Here is a 17147-nt window from a genome sequence, read left to right as displayed (position 1 = left end):
CCAGGTCAGAGGGGCATTTCCTCTATCAACCCACCCTCATCAGCCCCTCCTCATCGGTGGATCAAGGTTTAGCCTCGATACCGTTTAGCTAAAGTCTCCATCGTATCGGCTGGCGGGTCTAGGTCAGGTTGGGTGAAGCGCCCCAGGTTCGATGCCGCATCTTTCTAAGCTGAAAGGATGCAGTCATGCCTCGAATCACCGATCCCGCTCTGAAGCAGCGGGCCGTCCGTCTGGTGCTGGACCACCAGTCGGAGTAGTCATCCCGCACCGCGACCATCAAGGCCGTCTTCGCCCAGCTGGGCGTTGGCCGGGATTCCCTTGCGCCGATGGATCACCCAGCACGAGATCGACCACGGCACCCACGAGGGAACCTTGACCGATGAGCTCGAAGAGATCCGCCGGTTGAAGGCCGAGAACAAGAGGTTGAAGGAGACCAACGAGATTCTGCGTAAGGCTTCGATTTTTTCGCGGGGGAACTCGACCCCCGATCCCGCTGATCAGCGCTTTCACCGATCAGCTGCGCCTGATGGTCATGCCGTCGAGTCGATCTGCGCCATCCTCACCGCTGAGGGGACGCCGGTCGCGGCAAGGACCTACCGAGCCTGGAAACAGGCCCACCACCAGCCGGCAATCAGGACCATCACCGACGCGATGGTCGAAGAAGCCATCCGCTCTCTGGCCTATATGCGCAAGGAGGACGGCACCATCAAACGCACCGCTGAGGGCCTCTACGGGCGCAGGAAGATGACCGCGGCCATTCGCCGTCGCCTGCCCGGGGCCACCCCGGGCGCGGTGGATCGGGCCATGAGGTCCCTGGGCCTGTCCGGAGCCCCGCCGGGGTAAGGCCGTTCGCACCACCGTCCCGGCTAAGGACGACACACGGGCTGGGGATCTGCTCAATCGTGACTTCATCGCCACGGCGCCGAACCGGGTCTGGATCGCGGACTTCACCCATGTGCGCACCTCGGCCGGGTTCGTCTTACGTCGCCTTCACCGTCGACGTCTACGCCCAGCGGATCATCGGCTGGCACGCCGATACCATCAAGGCCACCGAGCTGGTGGACATGTCCCTGCGGATGGGCCTGGGGCAGCGAGGACGCGAGGGCCACCCCGTCGGACGCGGGCAGCTAGTGGCACATTCGGATGCGGGGTTTCAGGCCGTATTCAACCGATCGTCGCAACAGTCGACTGTTGAACAGAGCGTGACTGATCCTCGAAAGTCTCAGCCGGGGTACGCCACCCCAAGATCCCACGTGGCCGATTGTTCAAGACCGGGGCCATCCGCACCGACGTCTTCCACGAAGGCCCCTTTCGGGCGCTTTCCGATGTGGAATTCGCTGCTGCCGGGTGGGTCGATTGGTGGAACCACCAACGCCTCCACAGCAGCATCGGCCATCTGACCCCGATAGCGTACGAACAGCTCCACTGCGCCGCCATAGTCGCTGTTGGGGCATCTGCGGCTAAGGCTTTTTGATGCAGAGCGCAAGTTCCACATGCGTCCAGCTTCCCGGCTGATCAACGATCAGGGAGTCATAACCATCCGTCCCGCCCTGAGCGCCATAGCTCCACCGGGTGAGTTCATCCACCAGCTGGTCCCGGTCGATGAATCCCGCATCGTACCGGGCGCAGATCTCATAAGGACTTGCTCCGGAGAAACCCTCTCTTGGCTCCGGAACCGTCTCAGTAGCCTTCAACGCCTTCGACAAAGCCGGCTGTGAGATCCCCACACCACTAGCAACAGATCGCTGGGTGTACCCTTCTCGACCGGCAACTAGCCGGAACTGACGCAAAGCGCGCTGGTCATCCAGGTCATCTAAGATGTCGATGCACCACTCTTCGGTTCTTCACTTTATTGAGACCCCAACAAAACTCGGGAGACAGATCGGCAACCGGAAACGAGCCTGAGCGAGTATCTGCTGGCGCAGGTTCGTTATCACTGAGGCGTTCGGCCCACCAGGCGGCTTCCCCGCTCAGGCGCGCTTTCGATTTGGGCGGCATGAAGCACTTACTCCAGCGCGAGGAGATCAGTCGAAGGCGCGGGAGACGCGGTGTTGGAGCTGCTTCCACTGGCGGGCGGGGTCTAGCTCGGGGGCCAAAGTGTGCAGCTCAACCTGCTGGGGTGAGGCACATCTGGCCGCCGAATATTGATCCGTTGTGACTAGCGCGGTGGCGCCGCCATCATCGGTGGTGCGCTGGATCATGGAGCCGGGCATCAAGTTCATCAGCACCATAGCTAGCTGGCGGGCGTGACCCTCAGGAAGATCGATCGGGGCGCGCACCACAGTCGGATCAATCCGCACCGGGCGGCGCAGCGAGCGCACCGCCACGTCAACACCGCCGAGTACCGACTGCCACAGGAACCACAGGCACAGCGCACCGGAGAACCAGACCCGACGCGGCCACCGTGCAATCTGCGTCGGAGACTTCGGCGGTATGAGCCACAGACTCATAAGCGTGCACGCCAGCACGGACACCAGCCCATAGACGGCGTAGTCCATGGAAGCGGACGTGAACCCCGCCCACAGCACACCTAGGATGCCAGCGCGCAGCACTGCCGCTAGGAGCCAGCGCATGACAATACTCTGCATCACCACGCACCTCCTGCCCACATCACCAGCACGACAGTGACCGCGGTCAGCGCCACAATGACCACTCCCGAACCTTCCCAGCTGCCCACGGCAGCTTCAGCACGGGAGGCACCACGACGGGTCCATTCAGCCACCCGGTGCGCACCGCCCGCGCCACGTGAGCGCACACTCGCAGTCACGCCATGGGCGGCGTCCAGCCCAGCGGAGGTGCGACGTCCACCACGGACCAGCAGGGACTCTTCCGCGACCACAATGTCGCCCGGTGGCACAGTCTGACCATCTGCGCTCAGCCGCTGCGGCAGCAGGCCTCGCCGCGCCGCGAACGCCACGGCAGCACCCAAGCCGACACCGAGCAGAATGGGCCAGGTGGCGTCCCACAGTGCGCTCGCCGTCCAGCTGAAGTCCCCGGCCTGAGGGATCCACCGGAGGCCGATTATCCACGGCACTGCCACTCCGGCCGCGCACACGCCCAGCCAGGAGAACAGTTCACCATCGGGCCTCCGGCGCGGGGCTCGTTCGGCCCGGGTGATCACCCAGGCGAAGCGCATCAGCAGCAGGGTGGAGCCGGTGGCCACCAAGGGCAGGATCTGATCAAGTCCCAGGCCCAGCACGGTGATGCCTTCGACCGCCTCCTTGGAAACATACTTGCCGTAGGCGCCCGAGGTCAGCGGGGCACCCGCCACAGCCAGGGCCGCACCGGCCATTCCGAGCGCGACCAGGATCCCGGTCCGACCGCCGGCGTAGTGCTTGACCACCGGCACTCCCAGGAACAGCGCACCCTTGGCCAGGCCATGGTGCACCGCGTAGAGCACCGCGGCGGCAGTGGCCGCTCCGGACACCTCAGGAACGAGCATCGCCACCGCCACCAGGGCAGTAATGAACCCCATCTGGGAGATCGTCGAATAGGCCAGCACCACCTTGGGGTCACTCTGCAGCACACCGGCCACCACCGCGGCGAACGCCCCGATCAAGGCCAACGCCAACAGGGTCTGCCCCGTAGCAGCAGGGATGGCCGGGTCACCCAGGGGAAGGAACCGGATCCAGCCCATCAACCCAGCCTTGACCATCGCCCCAGAAAGTACGGCCGAGGCCGCCGGAGGAGCCGCCGGGTGCGCCAGCGGAAGCCACACATGCAGCGGCACCGTGCCGGCCTTGACCCCAAACCCGATCAGCAGCAGCACCACAATCAGGCCCGTGTGCTCGGAGGCAGCCACCGCAGCAGGGGCATCGGCCACCAGGTACCCGCCCGCGCTCGCTGTGAGGATCAGTCCGGCCAGGATCGCCGTCTCACTGATCACCGACATCACTAGGTAAATCCTTGTGGCCCGCCGCGCAGCCTGGTGTCGGTAGTGGATCACCAACCCGGCAGCAGAGAAGCTCATCACCGCAAACGCCAAGTAGAAGCTCACCGCATCAGCGGCCAGATACGTGCCGATATTGCCCGCGAAGCACACCATTAGGAACGCGCTCAGCGCCCCGGATCCACGTTCGGCATCCCGGAGCTTCACCCAGGTCACCGCCATCAGAGCCGCCCCATAGAGCAGCACCGCAATCAGTGTCAGCGCCCGGGCCGCAGCATCCATGCTGAACGCTGTGCCGAACAGCAGCCACGGCACCTCAAGCTCCGCATCCGGAGCCACCAGGGTCAGCACACCGGCGGGCAGCACCGTCAGTGGAGACAGCATGGCGGCGGTACGGCGGACCCGGTGGGCACGGGCCGGACCCAGTGTCCCGGCGAGAGCAATCACCCCAGTCACCGCAAAGGGCATCAGCAGGCTCAGAGCTATGAGCATCTCAACAGGACTCATCTCAGGTGCATGCATCTCAGCTGAACACCCCCTCGGCAATGAATTGTGCAATTTCCAGCGGAGAGAACGGTAACGACGCAGCCAGGCCGACTATAAGCGTGAACCCGGCAGTGCACAGGGCAGGTACTAGAAGCGGCCCAGGTTCGTGAACCCGCTCAGGCACCTGCTCCCGCTCATGGGCTATTGCCGGGGCGTCGGCATCGTCGTTCTCCTGCTCATTCTTCTTCTCACCGAACCACAGGTTGTAGACCACCGGCAGGAAGTAGGCGGCGTTGAGCAGTGAGGAGACCACCAGCACCACCAAAACCCACGGGTGCGGAGAGTCCAGTGCGCCGAGCCCCAACTGCCACTTGGAAATAAACCCGGCAGTCGGCGGCAGGCCGATCATCCCGAACGCCCCGACAGTGAACGCCGCAGAGGTCCAGGGCATGCGACGGCCGGCCCCGCGCAGATCCGAGATCTTATGCGCACCCATGGATTCGGCGAACAGCCCGGCGCAGAAGAACAGGGTGATCTTCATGATGCCCTGATGCACCAGGTGCACCACCCCGCCGGCGGTGCCTGCCATGGAGAACATGGTCACCCCCAGTACCACGTAACTGACCTGGGAGACGGTGGAGTACGCCAGGCGGCGCTTGATCTCCGTCTGCCGCAGCGCCTGGTAGGACCCGTAAATAATGGTGATGCTGGCGACCACCAGCAGCGGAGTCAAAACCCCCAGCTCCCAGGCGACCTCAATACCGTAGACGTCATCGACCACCCGAACAATGCCGAACACGCCAGCCTTGACCACCGCCACTGCATGCAGCAGGGCGGAAACCGGAGCTGGGGCCACCATGGCCGCCGGCAGCCAGGAGTGCAACGGCACCAGGGCAGACTTCACCCCCAGCCCGCCGACCAGCAGGGCGAAGATGATCACCGCCACGGTGGGGGAGCCGGCGGCGAACTCAGCCACATCAGCCGCGCCACCCTCAGCGAAGTCGGCTGGCCCGGCCTCCATGGTCAGCCACACCACACCGACCAGCAAGGCGACGCCACCGCCGAGCGCATAGCGCATATACAGCCTGGCCGCCTTCAGCGACTTCTCATCCCCCCAATGCGCCACCAGCGGGTAGGTCACCAGGGTCAACAGCTCATAGAACACCAAAAACGTAATCAGGTTCCCCGAGAAGCTGATGCCCACCGTGGCCGCCACACACAGGCTGAAGAACCCGAAGAATCGGCTCTGATACGCGGTGCCCTTCAGGTACCCGATGGCGTAGATCGTGGTCAGCAGCCACAGCACCGCAGAGAGCCCGGCGAAGAACAGCGCCAGCGGATCCACCCGCAGCACCAGCGAAATCGCCTCACCACCGCCGGCGGGTAAGAAGGGGACAGCGAACTCCGGGCGCGCACCATCGGCCACCACAGGTGGGACCAGCAGCATCACCAGCACCAGTTTGGTTACCGCGCCGACCAGGTTGACCGTGCTGCGCAGCCGCGCCAGGCGTTGCGGAAGCGGGAAGATCACCACCGCCACCGCCACCGAGAGCAGCACCAGCCCCAGCGGGATCAGGTCATTCACCACCATGAGCCCACCTCCAACAGGTCACTGAGCCAGACGCCCAGCAGGCCGGTAGCTAGGGTGGCCACACCTAGGGCCAGCACCGCGAACTCGCCTACGCGCTCGCGGATGGTCACCGGGTTCGCCGCCGGGGCGTCGTCATCCACCTCGGCCTGCATCAGCAGCGGGGCGATCCCGCGCAGCAGATACGCGGCCGAAAGCAGGGTGCCCGCGCCGAGCACCAGGATCAGCCACCAGTGCTCGGCGGCCACCGCAGCCGTGGCCAGCTGCCATTTGCCGGTGAACCCCAAGCTGATCGGCAAACCCAGTAGCCCCACAGCGCACAGGCCCATCGCCAAAATCAGGGTGGGGTGGTGGGCTCCGGCGCCGCGCAGAGCCTCAATCTCATCAGTGCCGCACCGGTCTTTGAGGAACCCGGCGGCAGTGAACAGGCCAGCCTTGGCCAGAGCATGCCCAAGGGCTAGGGCAATGACTGCGCTATAGGCGCCTGAGGCGAGTGCGGCGTCGTCGTTCTCCCCCGGAAGCAGCAGCGGGAACGCTAAGAACCAGTAGCCGATCTGGGCGACCGTTGAGTACGCCACCAGGGGCTTCAACCTGTCCTGCCGCAGCGCCAGCACCGAACCGATCACCACCGCGGCAGCCCCCAAGCCACCCAACAGCCACGTCAACCACTCAGCGCCGGGCAGCACCGGCACCGCCCACAGCCAGCAGCGCAGCAGCACCACCAGGGCGGCCTTGATCACCAGACCGGAAAGGATCGGAGAGACCACACCGGGGGCCGAGGAATGGGCCGGCACCAGCCAGCGGTGCATCGGCAGCAAGGCGATCTTCATGCCGAGCCCCATGGTCATCAGGGTCAGCGCAAGCAGTGACAGCGTGGGGTCATCCAGCTCCTCGAGCGCCTGCCGGGTCTGCTGCAGATCCAAAGTCCCGGTCACGGAGGCGAGCAGCCCCACCCCGGCTAAGAACATCAGTGACCCCAGCACCGCAATAAACAAGTACCGCAGCGCCGGCTCCCAGGAGGACCGTCCACCCAAGGCCACCAGCGCCACCGCGGTCAGGCCCACCAACTCCAGGGCCACATAGAGGTTGAACAGGTCCCCGGAAAGATACACCGCGTTCAGCCCCGACCAGCAGCCCAGCCACAGCGGCCAGAACCCCGGGTGGCCCGGCACCCAGGCGGTGGAGCTCAAGTACGTCCCGGTGGACTTCGGCAACACGGCCGCATAACTGGTTAGGATCAGCCCCACCAGAGAGGTCGCGCCCAAGAAAACTGCAGCCAGACCATCGCCGCGCAGGTGGATCCCCAGCGGGGCGTCAAAACCACCGAGCACCAGTTCGGTCAGCTCACCGGCGGTCACCGTGACCAGCACCGGGACGGTCAGCGCAGCAATCACCACCGCTGTGCCCACACCGAGCACCCGGCGCCCACGGTGCGGCAGCAGCATCGCAACAGCAGCACCCAGCATGGGCAGCAGTACCAGGGCACCAAGGCTGAACTGGGTCCACGTCATGACTGCTCACCCCCCGGCGGGTCCTCGTGCTGACCCTCAATGCGGCGGATGAGCACCGCACCCAGACCAGTGAACGCCACCGCGATCACCAGACCCGTAATCACCAGGGCCTGCAGCACCGGATCCGTGGACTCCGAACGCGCCGCCAACGCCACCAGGGTCACCAGCACCCCGATGCCGGTGACATCCAGAGCGATCAGCCGGGCCAACATGTCCCGCACCAACAGCAACCGCACCATGCCGAACACTGTCATAGACGTAGCAATCAGCAGGTACCACGTGATCGTGTCCATCCCGGCGTCCATCAGCGCACCCCTTCCGGATTCTCCAGAGTGAGGAACAGGGCGTAGAGCCCGGCAGTGATCCCGGCGGTGAGCAGAATCTCCACGGACAGCACGGCGGCGAAGGCCCACTCCGGCTCCCAGGACAGCCACGGCAGACCCAGCAGCGGACCCACCAGGCCAGCAGAAATAAACACGACGACGCCGCCCACCAGCAGCGGACGCAGCCAGTGGGCAGTCAAGGAGCTGATATCCACCTGCGCGGAGCGCAGAAGAATCAGAGCGGCGGCAAGCACCGCACCGGACTGGAACGCTCCACCGGAGTCGGTGGACCCAGCGAACAGCAGCCACAGGCCCAACAGGACCAGGGGCGGGGCCAGCAGGCGGGCCGCCCAACTCAGGGCCGAGGGCACCGGCGGCATCGGCACATAGGTCTGGTGCACGCCCAACCGGTGGGCGCCCTCTGCGGAGAGCCCCCCGTTGCGGGAGAGCGCCAGCACGGCCGCCGCAGTCAGCATCAGGATCCCAGACTCCAATAACGTGTCATAGGCGCGGAAAGCCAACAGGACACCGGTAATCGGGTGCTCCACACCGGTGTCGGGTAACTGCGATTCCGCAGCTTCACGCCATTGCGGTAAGTGGTGTTCGGCCCTTAGCCATACTGAGGCGACCACCACGGTCATGGACGCGCCAGCGAGCACCCCAATGGCTGGGCGGAGCCAGGGAAGCCGGGGGCTGGTCTCCATAGCTCCGGCCCCCGGGGGTACAGGGCTGCGCACCGCGAGCCACACGATGAGCCCGGAGAGCAGGCCGGTACCGATCGCCGCTTCAGCCAGCGCCACATCCAAGGCATCTAAGCGCAACCACACCAGCGCTGCCAGCACCCCTAGGACAAGGAACCCCATGGAGATCACCAGACGGGAACGCGGAATCAGGCTCAGCCCCGTCACAGCCAGCACCGCCAAGCCTAGGGTGATGTCGAGAGGTGAAATCACAGGCGATCATCCGCTCCCGGCGCGGTGGCGGCGTCGTCGTCATCATCAGTGGGTGAGCCGACGGCAGGTAATTCTCCGGTGTGATGCACCGGTTGGCGCTGTTCAGCATGGTCGGTCTCCAGACCCGCAATGACATGTGCTGACACCGAGGCGCCCGCCAGAGCGAACAGCCAACACAGCAGCATCAGCACAGCCACACCCCAATCCGCCAACCAGAGGGCCGCGCCGCTGAGGACGAGCCCGAGGCCCAGATTGTCTGCTTTGGTCAGCGCGTGAAGCCGGGAGCGGACGTCGGGAAACCTGATCAAACCGAGGGTTCCGACGGTGAAGAAGAACGCTCCGGTGATCATCAGCGCTGCAGAAATAATGTCCAACACCAGGCTCATGAGTGCTCACCCCTGGAGGCGGTGGAGCCGCTGGTGTCATGGCCGGCCCGGGCGTCCTCACGCGTGCGGGCCCCGGCTGCGGCACGCACAGCGGCCGTCAGGGCGGCGGTCCCGGTGAGGATCAGCGCTACATCCATCAACCGGAACGGCGGGCCAAGGGGGTTACCTAGCAGGGACTCCAACACGATCAGCAGCGCCACCAACCCTGCACCGGTGGTCCCACTGAGCAGCACCACCAGCAGCCAGTCCTCGCTGAAGCCCCGGCGAACGAATGCGAACAGTGCTGCACCAATGTTGAGCAGAAGCACAATCAGGCAGGAGGCAGCGACGGCGATCATCACCTGATCCACGGGTCTACCTCCTCAGCGCCTGGTCACTGGGCAACGACAGTCCATATGGTCAACTTCTCAGCCGCGCCTACACATTCCCCTTGGGGGAAGTCCCTTACAGGTACGATATGTGGAGCGCTCCAGTTGTGTTGTCAGTCACAGGTGAGATTCACCTGAGGTTTACCTGGAATCCACCTGTGAGTCGGTAAGGCCCCACACGATGGCGTGGGGGCATTGCACGCACAAGACACCTGGAGGGGGAAGCTTGACGACCACCGATTCACGTCCTGCGCACGTGGGGCAGGACAAACCTGAGGCGTCCGCCCCTCCTGATGACGCCCAACTTGCCGCGGCCCGGAAGAAGGCCCATCGGCGGAAGAACTCCAAGAACTGGTCCCTGTTCCTCCTCTTCGCCGGTCCCAACATTCTGCTGATTCTGGCCTTCATCTACTACCCGCTGGCCATGAACATGTACTTCTCCAGCCTGGACTGGCGGCTGGGAGCGCCCCGGGCTGACCCAGTGGGGTTGGCCAACTACCAGCGGTTCTTCACCTCACCATCTGGTCTTGAAGTCTGGCGGGTCACCGGGATCTTCACCGCAGGCGCGGTGCTTGGCTCCATGATCCTGGGTCTGCTGATCGCCCTGGTGCTGAACAAGAAGATCCCGGGACGCACCTTCGCCCGCACCGCGGTCTTCAGCCCCTATGTGCTCTCCGGGGTCGGTGTGGCGCTGGTGTGGATGTTCATCTTCGACCCGCAGCGCGGGGCCCTGATGTTCATCCTGGACCGCATCGGCATTGAATCACCCCAATGGTTCCTTGACCCGGACGCGAACCTACTGATGGTCATCATTGTCTACGTGTGGAAGAACCTCGGCTACTGTGCGGTGGTCTTCCTAGCGGGGCTGCAGTCCATCCCCAAAGACCTGTTGGAGTCAGCCACCATTGACCGGGCGGGACCAGTGCGCCGGTTCTTCTCCATTGTGCTGCCGCTGCTGACCCCCACAGTGTTCTTCCTGCTGGTCACCAACATCATCTTCTCCATGACCAACGCGTTCGACATCCTGCGGGTCATGACGCCCACCGGCAACGGCACCAACACGATCATCTTTGAGATCTACCTGCAGTCCTTCGGCCAGTTCAACCGGGCCGGATACTCCGCAGCGATCGCGGTGGTGCTGTTCTTCACCCTGTTCATCATCACCGCCGTCCAACTCCGATTCGTGGAGAGGAAGGTGCACTACCAATGAGCACCACCGTGCCACCGCACCCCCGGGCTGACCCCGCACCCGCGAAGTCACGCTCCAAGCGCCGGAGTTCACCGGAGTGGACCAAAGCCTTCAGCCCGCGGAACCTCGCCGACACCATGCTCACCGGCTACCTGCCGATCCTGATCGCGCTGATCATCATTGTGCTGCCCCTGGTGTGGATGGTCTCCTCCAGCTTCAAGCCGGTCAATGAGATTGTCACGCTGACCCCGCAGCTGCTGCCGCAGGACCCCACCGCGGAGAACTACGCCACGGTGGACCGGCGGATCCCGCTGATGACGGTGCTGCAGAACAGCGTGATCGTCACCTCGGTCGGCTCAATCATCAAAGTGCTGCTGGCCATCACCACCGCTTATGCGCTGGTGTTCATCCGGGTACCCGGGGCAAACCTGATCTTCCTGGGCATCCTGGTGGCGCTCATGGTCCCGCCGGAGGTGTCCATGTTGCCGAACTTCATGACCATTGAAGCCCTCGGCGGACGCAATACACTCTGGGGGATCATCCTGCCCGGGCTCGGCACCGCGTTCGGCACGTTCCTGCTGCGCCAGCACTTCAAATCGCTGCCCAAAGAGCTCTTCGAAGCCGCCGAACTCGACGGCGCCGGACACTTCCGGAAGCTCTTCCAAATCGCCGTTCCTGTCTCCCTGCCGGCGATCTCCACGGTCTCGCTGGTCACGATCGTCAACGAATGGAACAGCTTCCTCTGGCCGCTGATCATCACCGACAGCCGTGACCGGATGACCCTGCCGGTGGCGCTGAACCAGCTCCGCAGTGTGGAAGATCAGGTCTCCAGCTACGGAATCCTCATGGCAGGTGCAGTGCTGGTGATCGTGCCGATGCTCATCATCTTCGCCATGCTGCAGCGCTACATCGTCTCAGGACTCACCCAGGGCGCTGTGAAGTGAGACAGCGCTGTGAAGTCAGAACCGCTGACAAGTAAAGCCCGCACACCTCATATGTCCAGACCTATTTGCCCAGATCGACTGAATCACTCAATAAGGAGCACCATGATGAAACAATCCACCATCAGTCACAGCTGGAAGGGCATCGCCGCGTTCAGCGTGGCCGCCCTGGCGATCACCGCCTGCGGCCCGGACACCAATGGCGGTGACGCTGCCGAAGAAGCTGCCGACACCGATTGGGCAGATGTTGAGCCCGCAGAATCAATCGTCTTCGCCACCAACCACCCCGGCGGCTCAGAGGATATCGAGGCTGAATTCATTGACGAGTTCACCGAAGAGACCGGTATCGAGGTGGAGGTCATCACCTCCGGTGCCAACTATGAAGAAACCTCGCAGTGGTTCCAGACCGGTGGCGGCTCCAATGCGGACGTCGTTGTGCTTTCTGATGCCACCTGGTTCCCCAACTACCTCAACGATGCGCTGATCCCCGTGGATGATGTGCTCGAAGCCGCGGACATCGACGTCAGCGGATACGTGGACGCACTCTACGAGGACTACCTTTACGAAGGCAGCCACTACGGTGTGCCCTACGCCCGCTCCACCCCGCTGTTCTACTACAACGTAGAGCACTATGAAGAGGCCGGTATTGACGCGCCGCCGGAGACCTGGGAGGAAGTCGCTGAGATCTCCCAGACCATCGTCGATGAGGACCTCGCCCAGTTCGGCTACGCCTTCCCACCCTCGGATGAATACCCAGCCTGGGGCATGGCCAACCTGGTGTGGGGCTACGGCGGAGCATGGTCTGAGGAATGGGACTTCTCCACCGTCTCCTCCGACGAGACCGTGGAAGCCCTCGAGTTCGCCCAGTCCGGTGTTGAAGACGGATGGGCCAATGTGGCCGCCACCTCCCAGACTGATGACTTCTCATCAGGTGTGGCATCCCAGACCATCCAGTCCACCGGTTCACTCGGCGGCATCATGGACACTGCCGACTTTGAGGTCGGCACCGCGTTCCTGCCCGACGGTCCCGCAGCCGAAGGTGAAACTCCCACAGGTGGTGCCGGCCTGATGCTCGCCGCCGCCTCCTCACCGGAGGAGCAGCTGGCCTCCGCCATGTTCGTCGGATACATGACATCCGCCGACGTGCAGGCGAGGTTCTCCGAGGAAACAGGCTACGTCCCCTCCCACCAGGAGTCGGATATGTCTGATGTGTACGCCGACACTCCACAGTTTGAAACTGCCGTGGAGCAGCTGGAGCGCGCACGGGTCCAGGACTTCGCCCGAGTGTTCCTGCCCGGTGCTGACCTTGAACTGGCCACCACACTGCAGAGCCTGCTGACTTCCGGCGATGACGTCCGCGAAGAGATGGAGCGGGTTGAGGCAGAGTTCGAATCCCTCTACGAAACTGATCTGGCAGACGAGATCGACGGCTGATCTGTCAGCCTCCACGGCGTCGGCCCTCCTCAGCACGCTGATTTTCAGTACGCTGGGGAGGGTCGACGACGTTAAAGGAGGACCGCATGGCTGACAAAACTCCACATCAGAACATCACCTTCCCACTCCCACAAGGTCAGGTGACCGACACCGGGCACGGGTACCTCGCCACACCGCCCAGCGGATCGGGCCCAGCGGTGATTGTCATCCAAGAGTGGTGGGGGCTGACCGACCACATCAAAGAGGTCACCGACCGTCTCGCAGCCCAGGGCTTTGTGGCCCTGGCACCAGATCTCTACGGCGGGTGGATCACTCACGACGGTGAGGAAGCCGGGCAGATGATGTCCAAGCTGCCCGCTGAGGAGGGCGCCCGCCAACTGGCAGGAGCCACCGACTTCCTGCTGGCCCATGATGATGTCACCTCCCGCACCGTTGGTGCCATCGGATTCTGCATGGGTGGCGGTTTCGTGCTCGCACTGGCCGCCCAGCAGGGGGAGAAGATCTCCGCCGCCGTCCCCTTCTACGGGGTCGGCCAAGCAGTGCCTGAGACCTACACCGGGGTGAAGGCCAGCGTCCAAGGGCATTACGCCACCGAGGATGAGATGTACCCGGAAGCTGATGCCCGCCGCCAAGAGGCCCAGATCCGCGAGGAATCCGGCGCGGAGGTCGAGTTCTTCTACTACCAGGCCGGGCACGCCTTCCACAATGACGAGAACCTTCTCGGCACCTATGACGCCGAGAAGGCTGAGCTCGCCTGGGATCGCAGCGTGGACTTCCTGCGGAAAAAGGTCGTCTGACTCCACCATGATCCTGGGCGCGATACCCGGTGCCACACCGGACAAATGGGCAGCGCGATGGCGCGAACGGTTCCCCGAACACGCCCTCGACGTGCAGTATTACGACGACGCCGGACAGCTCGCCCGGATCACCGAAGGCACCGTAGATATTGGTTACGTCCGTTTCCGTGAGTACCAGGTAGAGGTAGACACCGAGGTCCATCACCGAGTGCTGCTGTACCGGGAAGAGCCGGTGGTGTGCGCCGCCGCAGATCACTGGATCGCCGCGGCTGATGAGTCGGTCGGCTCTGAAGAACTTGTCGATGAGACGTTCCTGGACCCGGCGCGGATGCTCCAGGACTGGGGCCCTACTGGGGGAGAGTCTGCAGCCGGGAAACTGGCCACCAGAGCGCCAGAGGATCACGCGCCAGAGTTCCACAAGCCGTTGGCCGGCGGGGATCTGGCTGCAGCAGAACGCATGGCCCTTGAGGTGGCAGCCACTGGTGCTGGCGTCGTCGTACTGCCGAACTCTGTGGCGCGAATGCTCAGCCGCAAAGATGTGGTGATCCGCAGCATCACCGGCGCACCCGGCTATGAGACAGGGCTTGCCTGGCTACGGCAGCAGGATTCGGAGCTGATTCAGGAGTTCATTGGGATCGCCAGGGGGCGCAAGGCCGGATCGCCCCGGAGTGCGCTCGCCCAGCAGAAGACCTCACCACAACCCAAGCGCAAGCCTGCGGAGAAAAAGCCGAGGTCACGCCCTGCGGCACGTGCAGCGAAACCCGGGCGGACCCGGAAGCCGCGGCGCCGCTAGGCGGGAAGTTTCGCTCGCAGATCGTGTGCCGCGGCGGTGGTGTCTTCTGCCTCTGTGACCGCCCGGACCACGACCACTCGGTCAGCGCCCGCGGAGGTCACCTCCTCAACATTGGTGACGTTGATCCCACCGATGGCGAAGAAAGGCTTCCCGGTTTCCAGGGAGGCCGCCTGCGCGACGAGTTCGGTGCCCACTGCTGCGCGCCCTGGTTTGGTGGGGGTTTCCCAGACCGGACCGGTGCAGTAGTAGTCGACACCGATGTCTGAGTCCGCCTCACGGACCTGTTCAAAGGTGCGGCAGGAACGTCCGATGATGACATCGTCACCGAGGATGAAACGGGCCTGTTCCGTGGAGAGGTCCTCCTGACCAACGTGGAAGACATCTACCCCGGTGATGGCGGCAAGATCAGCCCGGTCATTGGCCGCAGCCAGCCCGCCGTACTCATCGGCGACCTCTTTCAACAGGGTGAGAGCTGCGATCTCAGTCTGGACAGAGACGTTCTTATCGCGCACCTGGATAATGTCCACCCCACCGGCGAAAGCGTCCGCATAGAACATTCGGAGGGCTTCAAGGCCGAGTTCTTCGACCGGCCCGGCCTCAGGGTAGGCGATGAATCGCTGCAGGTCAGTGCAGACATAGAGCCGTGAGGTCAGCAGGCGCTCCCGGCGCAGCTGGCCCAAGTGAGTGGGTTCCGGTGTGCTGTAACTCATACCTTCAGACTATCGGCTGGCCGGGTGAAACCGAGGGTTCACCCCCTTCGGGGCTCGGAATCGGCGTCGAAGTCTGTAGAAGGTTGAGTTGGGGTCCAAAGAGGAGAGCTCATTCGGTGGACCATTTCTTCTGTCTTCACGACCCTGTGGATGGCCGTTGGACATATTGTCAGAGCGTTGCTTGGACCGGGGATGGTGAGAGCAGGCTTTTGCTTACTCGCCGAGGGGACAAGCACGACCTATGACGTGGTTTTCAACGCCATATGACAATGCGAAAAACAAGCGCAAAAGCACAGGGCGCTTAGAAATGTGAACGGCTCCGGTCCGAGACCCCTGATCGTCACGGTGAGTGAGGGCGACCGATCGTGCTCGAGAGCGCGAGCAGGCAACATCACTCATCCGACGGAAGAACTGGTGTCCTTAGCGCGCAACAGAGTCAGGCGCCTTCTGCGCTAAAGATCTATTCTTCTTCAAGTAATGCTCGTTTGCGCACGTCGATTATTGCTGACGTGATAGCTCCACGCAGTACTATGTCGGCTCCATGCTGGGAGGCGAAGAGCTCTGCGCACCGTTGAGTCGGCTCTCGTTGCAAGATCTCGCGGGTCCGCTGAAGCAGCGGCCCAACGGATGGCGCAATGGCACCAGCAATAATGATGCGGTCCAGGTCTAGGAGCTCGGAGAGTAGCCGGACCACTCGCGCCAGGCGTTCAGCGAGTGCGTCAACAACCTCCAGCGCCGTGGTGTCATGCCGTTCCGCCGCGCGGAAGACAGCCAAGGCATCGCGCTTCTCTGGAGGAATGCTGGCCAGCTCGCCGACGAGCTGATTTTTTTCATCCAGTTGCCTCATCTCCCATCGTGCACGGCGCTCTAGGCCATGTGGCGCCTCTACGCCCATGACCATGTCCAAGATGCGCATCTCGCCGACACCGCCGCGGGCGCCACGCAGCAATCTCCCATCCACCACGATGCCAGCGCCGAAGCGCTCGGCAGAGAGGAGCGTCGCGAACGAGCGGACCCCAACACCAGCACCGTCGGTGGATTCGCAGAGCGCTCCGAGGTTAGCGTCGTTGTCTAGCCGGACGGCCCACCCCTTGTCCTGAAACAAACTGGCAAAATCGGGGTTCACCGTGGGCCAGTAGTGCTCGCGGCCATCCGGAGGCGGTGAGCTGCCGCGTGTGTCCACAGGGGCGGGCACGCCGAGAGTGACGGCTGCGACGCGTTCAGCGGGGACGTTGGCTGCTTCCAAAGCCTCCTCCACCAGCTGCTTTAGTGTCCGGCGTCGCTGTGCGGCCTGTCGCAATGAGCTAACTTTCAAAGCTACGCGACTGCGCTCCACGCCGTGGAGGTCCGCCACCGCTACGGTGAACATATCCTCGTCGGCATCGCCGGCCACTACGAACGCGGCATCGGGGCGGAACGTGTGCCTCAGGGCGGGACGGCCCTTGGTGTACTCTCCGGCGGCTCGGGCATCGGCCTCTTTCTTGAACCAGCCGGCCTCGACCAGCTCGCGGCAAGCGGAGAGTACCGTGGCGCGAGTAAACCCTGTCTTCTCCATAAACTCGGTGGCAGTCAGTGCCTCGCCCGACCATGCAACTTTGAGCAAGCGCCGAGCGCTGACCGGGCGGCGGAAAGGATGGTCTGTGATGCTTCGGTGCTCTCTGACTTCATCCACCTCACTAATTGTAGGTGCGCCTACATAGTGGTGCCTCACGTCAAGTGGCCCGCAAAATTTGAGCGGGTGCCTCGGGTAAGTATGCCCGGCGCTGGTCTTCATGGGGG

General features: G+C 63.7%; 18 protein-coding genes and 1 other annotated feature. Of the genes, 7 read left to right on the top strand and 11 right to left on the bottom strand.

Going from position 1 to position 17147, the window contains the following annotated elements; all coding sequences use genetic code 11:
• Window positions 1-318 precede the first annotated feature (318 nt).
• Together FEF26_RS16115 and FEF26_RS16110 are read left to right on the top strand one after the other, a co-directional pair.
• A complete protein-coding gene (locus FEF26_RS16115; RefSeq protein ID WP_243730562.1) occupies window positions 319-843 on the top strand; it encodes a hypothetical protein in 525 nt (174 codons plus the stop codon).
• Window positions 458-588: a sequence feature (AL1L pseudoknot), on the top strand. (Overlaps the previous gene by 131 nt.)
• A gap of 484 nt (window positions 844-1327) precedes the next feature.
• Window positions 1328-1474 carry an IS3 family transposase gene (locus FEF26_RS16110; protein ID WP_243730561.1) on the top strand — a complete coding sequence of 49 codons (147 nt, stop codon included), beginning with the start codon at window positions 1328-1330 and terminating at the stop codon, window positions 1472-1474.
• Here FEF26_RS16110 and FEF26_RS11925 read toward each other — a convergent pair.
• The 9 genes from FEF26_RS11925 to FEF26_RS11885 form a co-directional block, all read right to left on the bottom strand.
• Complete coding sequence (locus FEF26_RS11925; RefSeq protein ID WP_138253764.1) at window positions 1461-1727, bottom strand: hypothetical protein; 267 nt, start codon at window positions 1725-1727, stop codon at window positions 1461-1463. The genes FEF26_RS16110 and FEF26_RS11925 overlap by 14 nt on opposite strands.
• A 297-nt stretch (window positions 1728-2024) precedes the next feature.
• A complete protein-coding gene (locus tag FEF26_RS11920; protein ID WP_138253763.1) occupies window positions 2025-2588 on the bottom strand; it encodes a Na+/H+ antiporter subunit E in 564 nt (187 codons plus the stop codon).
• A complete protein-coding gene (locus tag FEF26_RS11915) occupies window positions 2588-4396 on the bottom strand; it encodes a complex I subunit 5 family protein (RefSeq protein ID WP_208012918.1) in 1809 nt (602 codons plus the stop codon). Before FEF26_RS11915 ends, FEF26_RS11920 begins: the two co-directional genes overlap by 1 nt.
• A 16-nt stretch (window positions 4397-4412) precedes the next feature.
• Window positions 4413-5966 carry a complex I subunit 5 family protein gene (locus FEF26_RS11910; RefSeq protein ID WP_138253762.1) on the bottom strand — a complete coding sequence of 518 codons (1554 nt, stop codon included), beginning with the start codon at window positions 5964-5966 and terminating at the stop codon, window positions 4413-4415.
• Window positions 5957-7474, bottom strand: coding sequence for a complex I subunit 5 family protein (locus FEF26_RS11905; protein WP_138253761.1), 1518 nt, complete (start codon window positions 7472-7474; stop codon window positions 5957-5959). The genes FEF26_RS11910 and FEF26_RS11905 overlap by 10 nt, the downstream gene beginning before the upstream one ends.
• Window positions 7471-7767 carry an NADH-quinone oxidoreductase subunit K gene (locus FEF26_RS11900; RefSeq protein WP_166433021.1) on the bottom strand — a complete coding sequence of 99 codons (297 nt, stop codon included), beginning with the start codon at window positions 7765-7767 and terminating at the stop codon, window positions 7471-7473. The genes FEF26_RS11905 and FEF26_RS11900 overlap by 4 nt, the downstream gene beginning before the upstream one ends.
• Window positions 7768-7778: 11 nt before the next feature.
• Complete coding sequence (locus tag FEF26_RS11895) at window positions 7779-8750, bottom strand: MnhB domain-containing protein (RefSeq protein ID WP_138253759.1); 972 nt, start codon at window positions 8748-8750, stop codon at window positions 7779-7781.
• Window positions 8747-9136: a cation:proton antiporter gene (locus FEF26_RS11890; RefSeq protein ID WP_138253758.1), complete on the bottom strand. Its 390-nt coding sequence runs from the start codon at window positions 9134-9136 to the stop codon at window positions 8747-8749. Before FEF26_RS11890 ends, FEF26_RS11895 begins: the two co-directional genes overlap by 4 nt.
• A complete protein-coding gene (locus FEF26_RS11885; RefSeq protein WP_138253757.1) occupies window positions 9133-9486 on the bottom strand; it encodes a hypothetical protein in 354 nt (117 codons plus the stop codon). Before FEF26_RS11885 ends, FEF26_RS11890 begins: the two co-directional genes overlap by 4 nt.
• Window positions 9487-9730: 244 nt before the next feature.
• Between FEF26_RS11885 and FEF26_RS11880 the strand changes: the two genes are divergently transcribed.
• From FEF26_RS11880 to FEF26_RS11860, 5 genes are all read left to right on the top strand, one after another.
• A complete protein-coding gene (locus tag FEF26_RS11880) occupies window positions 9731-10714 on the top strand; it encodes a carbohydrate ABC transporter permease (protein ID WP_243730560.1) in 984 nt (327 codons plus the stop codon).
• Window positions 10711-11637, top strand: a complete 927-nt coding sequence (locus FEF26_RS11875) for a carbohydrate ABC transporter permease (protein WP_138253755.1) — start codon at window positions 10711-10713, stop codon at window positions 11635-11637. The genes FEF26_RS11880 and FEF26_RS11875 overlap by 4 nt, the downstream gene beginning before the upstream one ends.
• Window positions 11638-11739: 102 nt before the next feature.
• A complete protein-coding gene (locus tag FEF26_RS11870; protein WP_166433020.1) occupies window positions 11740-13068 on the top strand; it encodes an ABC transporter substrate-binding protein in 1329 nt (442 codons plus the stop codon).
• An 86-nt stretch (window positions 13069-13154) separates the two neighbouring features.
• Window positions 13155-13865 (top strand): dienelactone hydrolase family protein, encoded by a 711-nt coding sequence (locus tag FEF26_RS11865; protein ID WP_138253753.1) that lies wholly within the window; start codon window positions 13155-13157, stop codon window positions 13863-13865.
• 7 nt (window positions 13866-13872) lie between these two features.
• On the top strand, window positions 13873-14658 hold the full coding sequence (locus FEF26_RS11860; protein ID WP_166433019.1) for a LysR substrate-binding domain-containing protein: 786 nt from the start codon (window positions 13873-13875) through the stop codon (window positions 14656-14658).
• On the opposite strand, the gene thiE is transcribed toward FEF26_RS11860, so the two are convergent.
• A complete protein-coding gene (thiE, locus tag FEF26_RS11855; RefSeq protein ID WP_138253751.1) occupies window positions 14655-15368 on the bottom strand; it encodes a thiamine phosphate synthase in 714 nt (237 codons plus the stop codon). The genes FEF26_RS11860 and thiE overlap by 4 nt on opposite strands.
• Before the next feature lie 460 nt (window positions 15369-15828).
• Window positions 15829-17040, bottom strand: a complete 1212-nt coding sequence (locus FEF26_RS11850; RefSeq protein WP_166433018.1) for an ROK family protein — start codon at window positions 17038-17040, stop codon at window positions 15829-15831.
• Window positions 17041-17147: the final 107 nt, after the last annotated feature.

Source organism: Nesterenkonia salmonea (assembly GCF_005771525.1).
Lineage (GTDB): Bacteria > Actinomycetota > Actinomycetes > Actinomycetales > Micrococcaceae > Nesterenkonia > Nesterenkonia salmonea.
This window is presented reverse-complemented; position numbering and strand designations above follow the sequence as displayed.

What these genes read in the sequence shown, in the direction of transcription:
- FEF26_RS11870 (WP_166433020.1), top strand. Translation starts at nt 11,740, where the DNA reads ATGATGAAACAATCCACCATCAGTCACAGCTGGAAGGGCATCGCCGCG.
- FEF26_RS11860 (WP_166433019.1), top strand. Translation starts at nt 13,873, where the DNA reads ATGATCCTGGGCGCGATACCCGGTGCCACACCGGACAAATGGGCAGCG.
- FEF26_RS11890 (WP_138253758.1), bottom strand. Translation starts at nt 9,136, where the DNA reads ATGAGCCTGGTGTTGGACATTATTTCTGCAGCGCTGATGATCACCGGA.
- FEF26_RS11910 (WP_138253762.1), bottom strand. Translation starts at nt 5,966, where the DNA reads ATGGTGGTGAATGACCTGATCCCGCTGGGGCTGGTGCTGCTCTCGGTG.
- FEF26_RS11875 (WP_138253755.1), top strand. Translation starts at nt 10,711, where the DNA reads ATGAGCACCACCGTGCCACCGCACCCCCGGGCTGACCCCGCACCCGCG.
- FEF26_RS11900 (WP_166433021.1), bottom strand. Translation starts at nt 7,767, where the DNA reads ATGGACACGATCACGTGGTACCTGCTGATTGCTACGTCTATGACAGTG.
- thiE (WP_138253751.1), bottom strand. Translation starts at nt 15,368, where the DNA reads ATGAGTTACAGCACACCGGAACCCACTCACTTGGGCCAGCTGCGCCGG.
- FEF26_RS11915 (WP_208012918.1), bottom strand. Translation starts at nt 4,396, where the DNA reads ATGAGTCCTGTTGAGATGCTCATAGCTCTGAGCCTGCTGATGCCCTTT.
- FEF26_RS11865 (WP_138253753.1), top strand. Translation starts at nt 13,155, where the DNA reads ATGGCTGACAAAACTCCACATCAGAACATCACCTTCCCACTCCCACAA.
- FEF26_RS11920 (WP_138253763.1), bottom strand. Translation starts at nt 2,588, where the DNA reads ATGCAGAGTATTGTCATGCGCTGGCTCCTAGCGGCAGTGCTGCGCGCT.
- FEF26_RS11905 (WP_138253761.1), bottom strand. Translation starts at nt 7,474, where the DNA reads ATGACGTGGACCCAGTTCAGCCTTGGTGCCCTGGTACTGCTGCCCATG.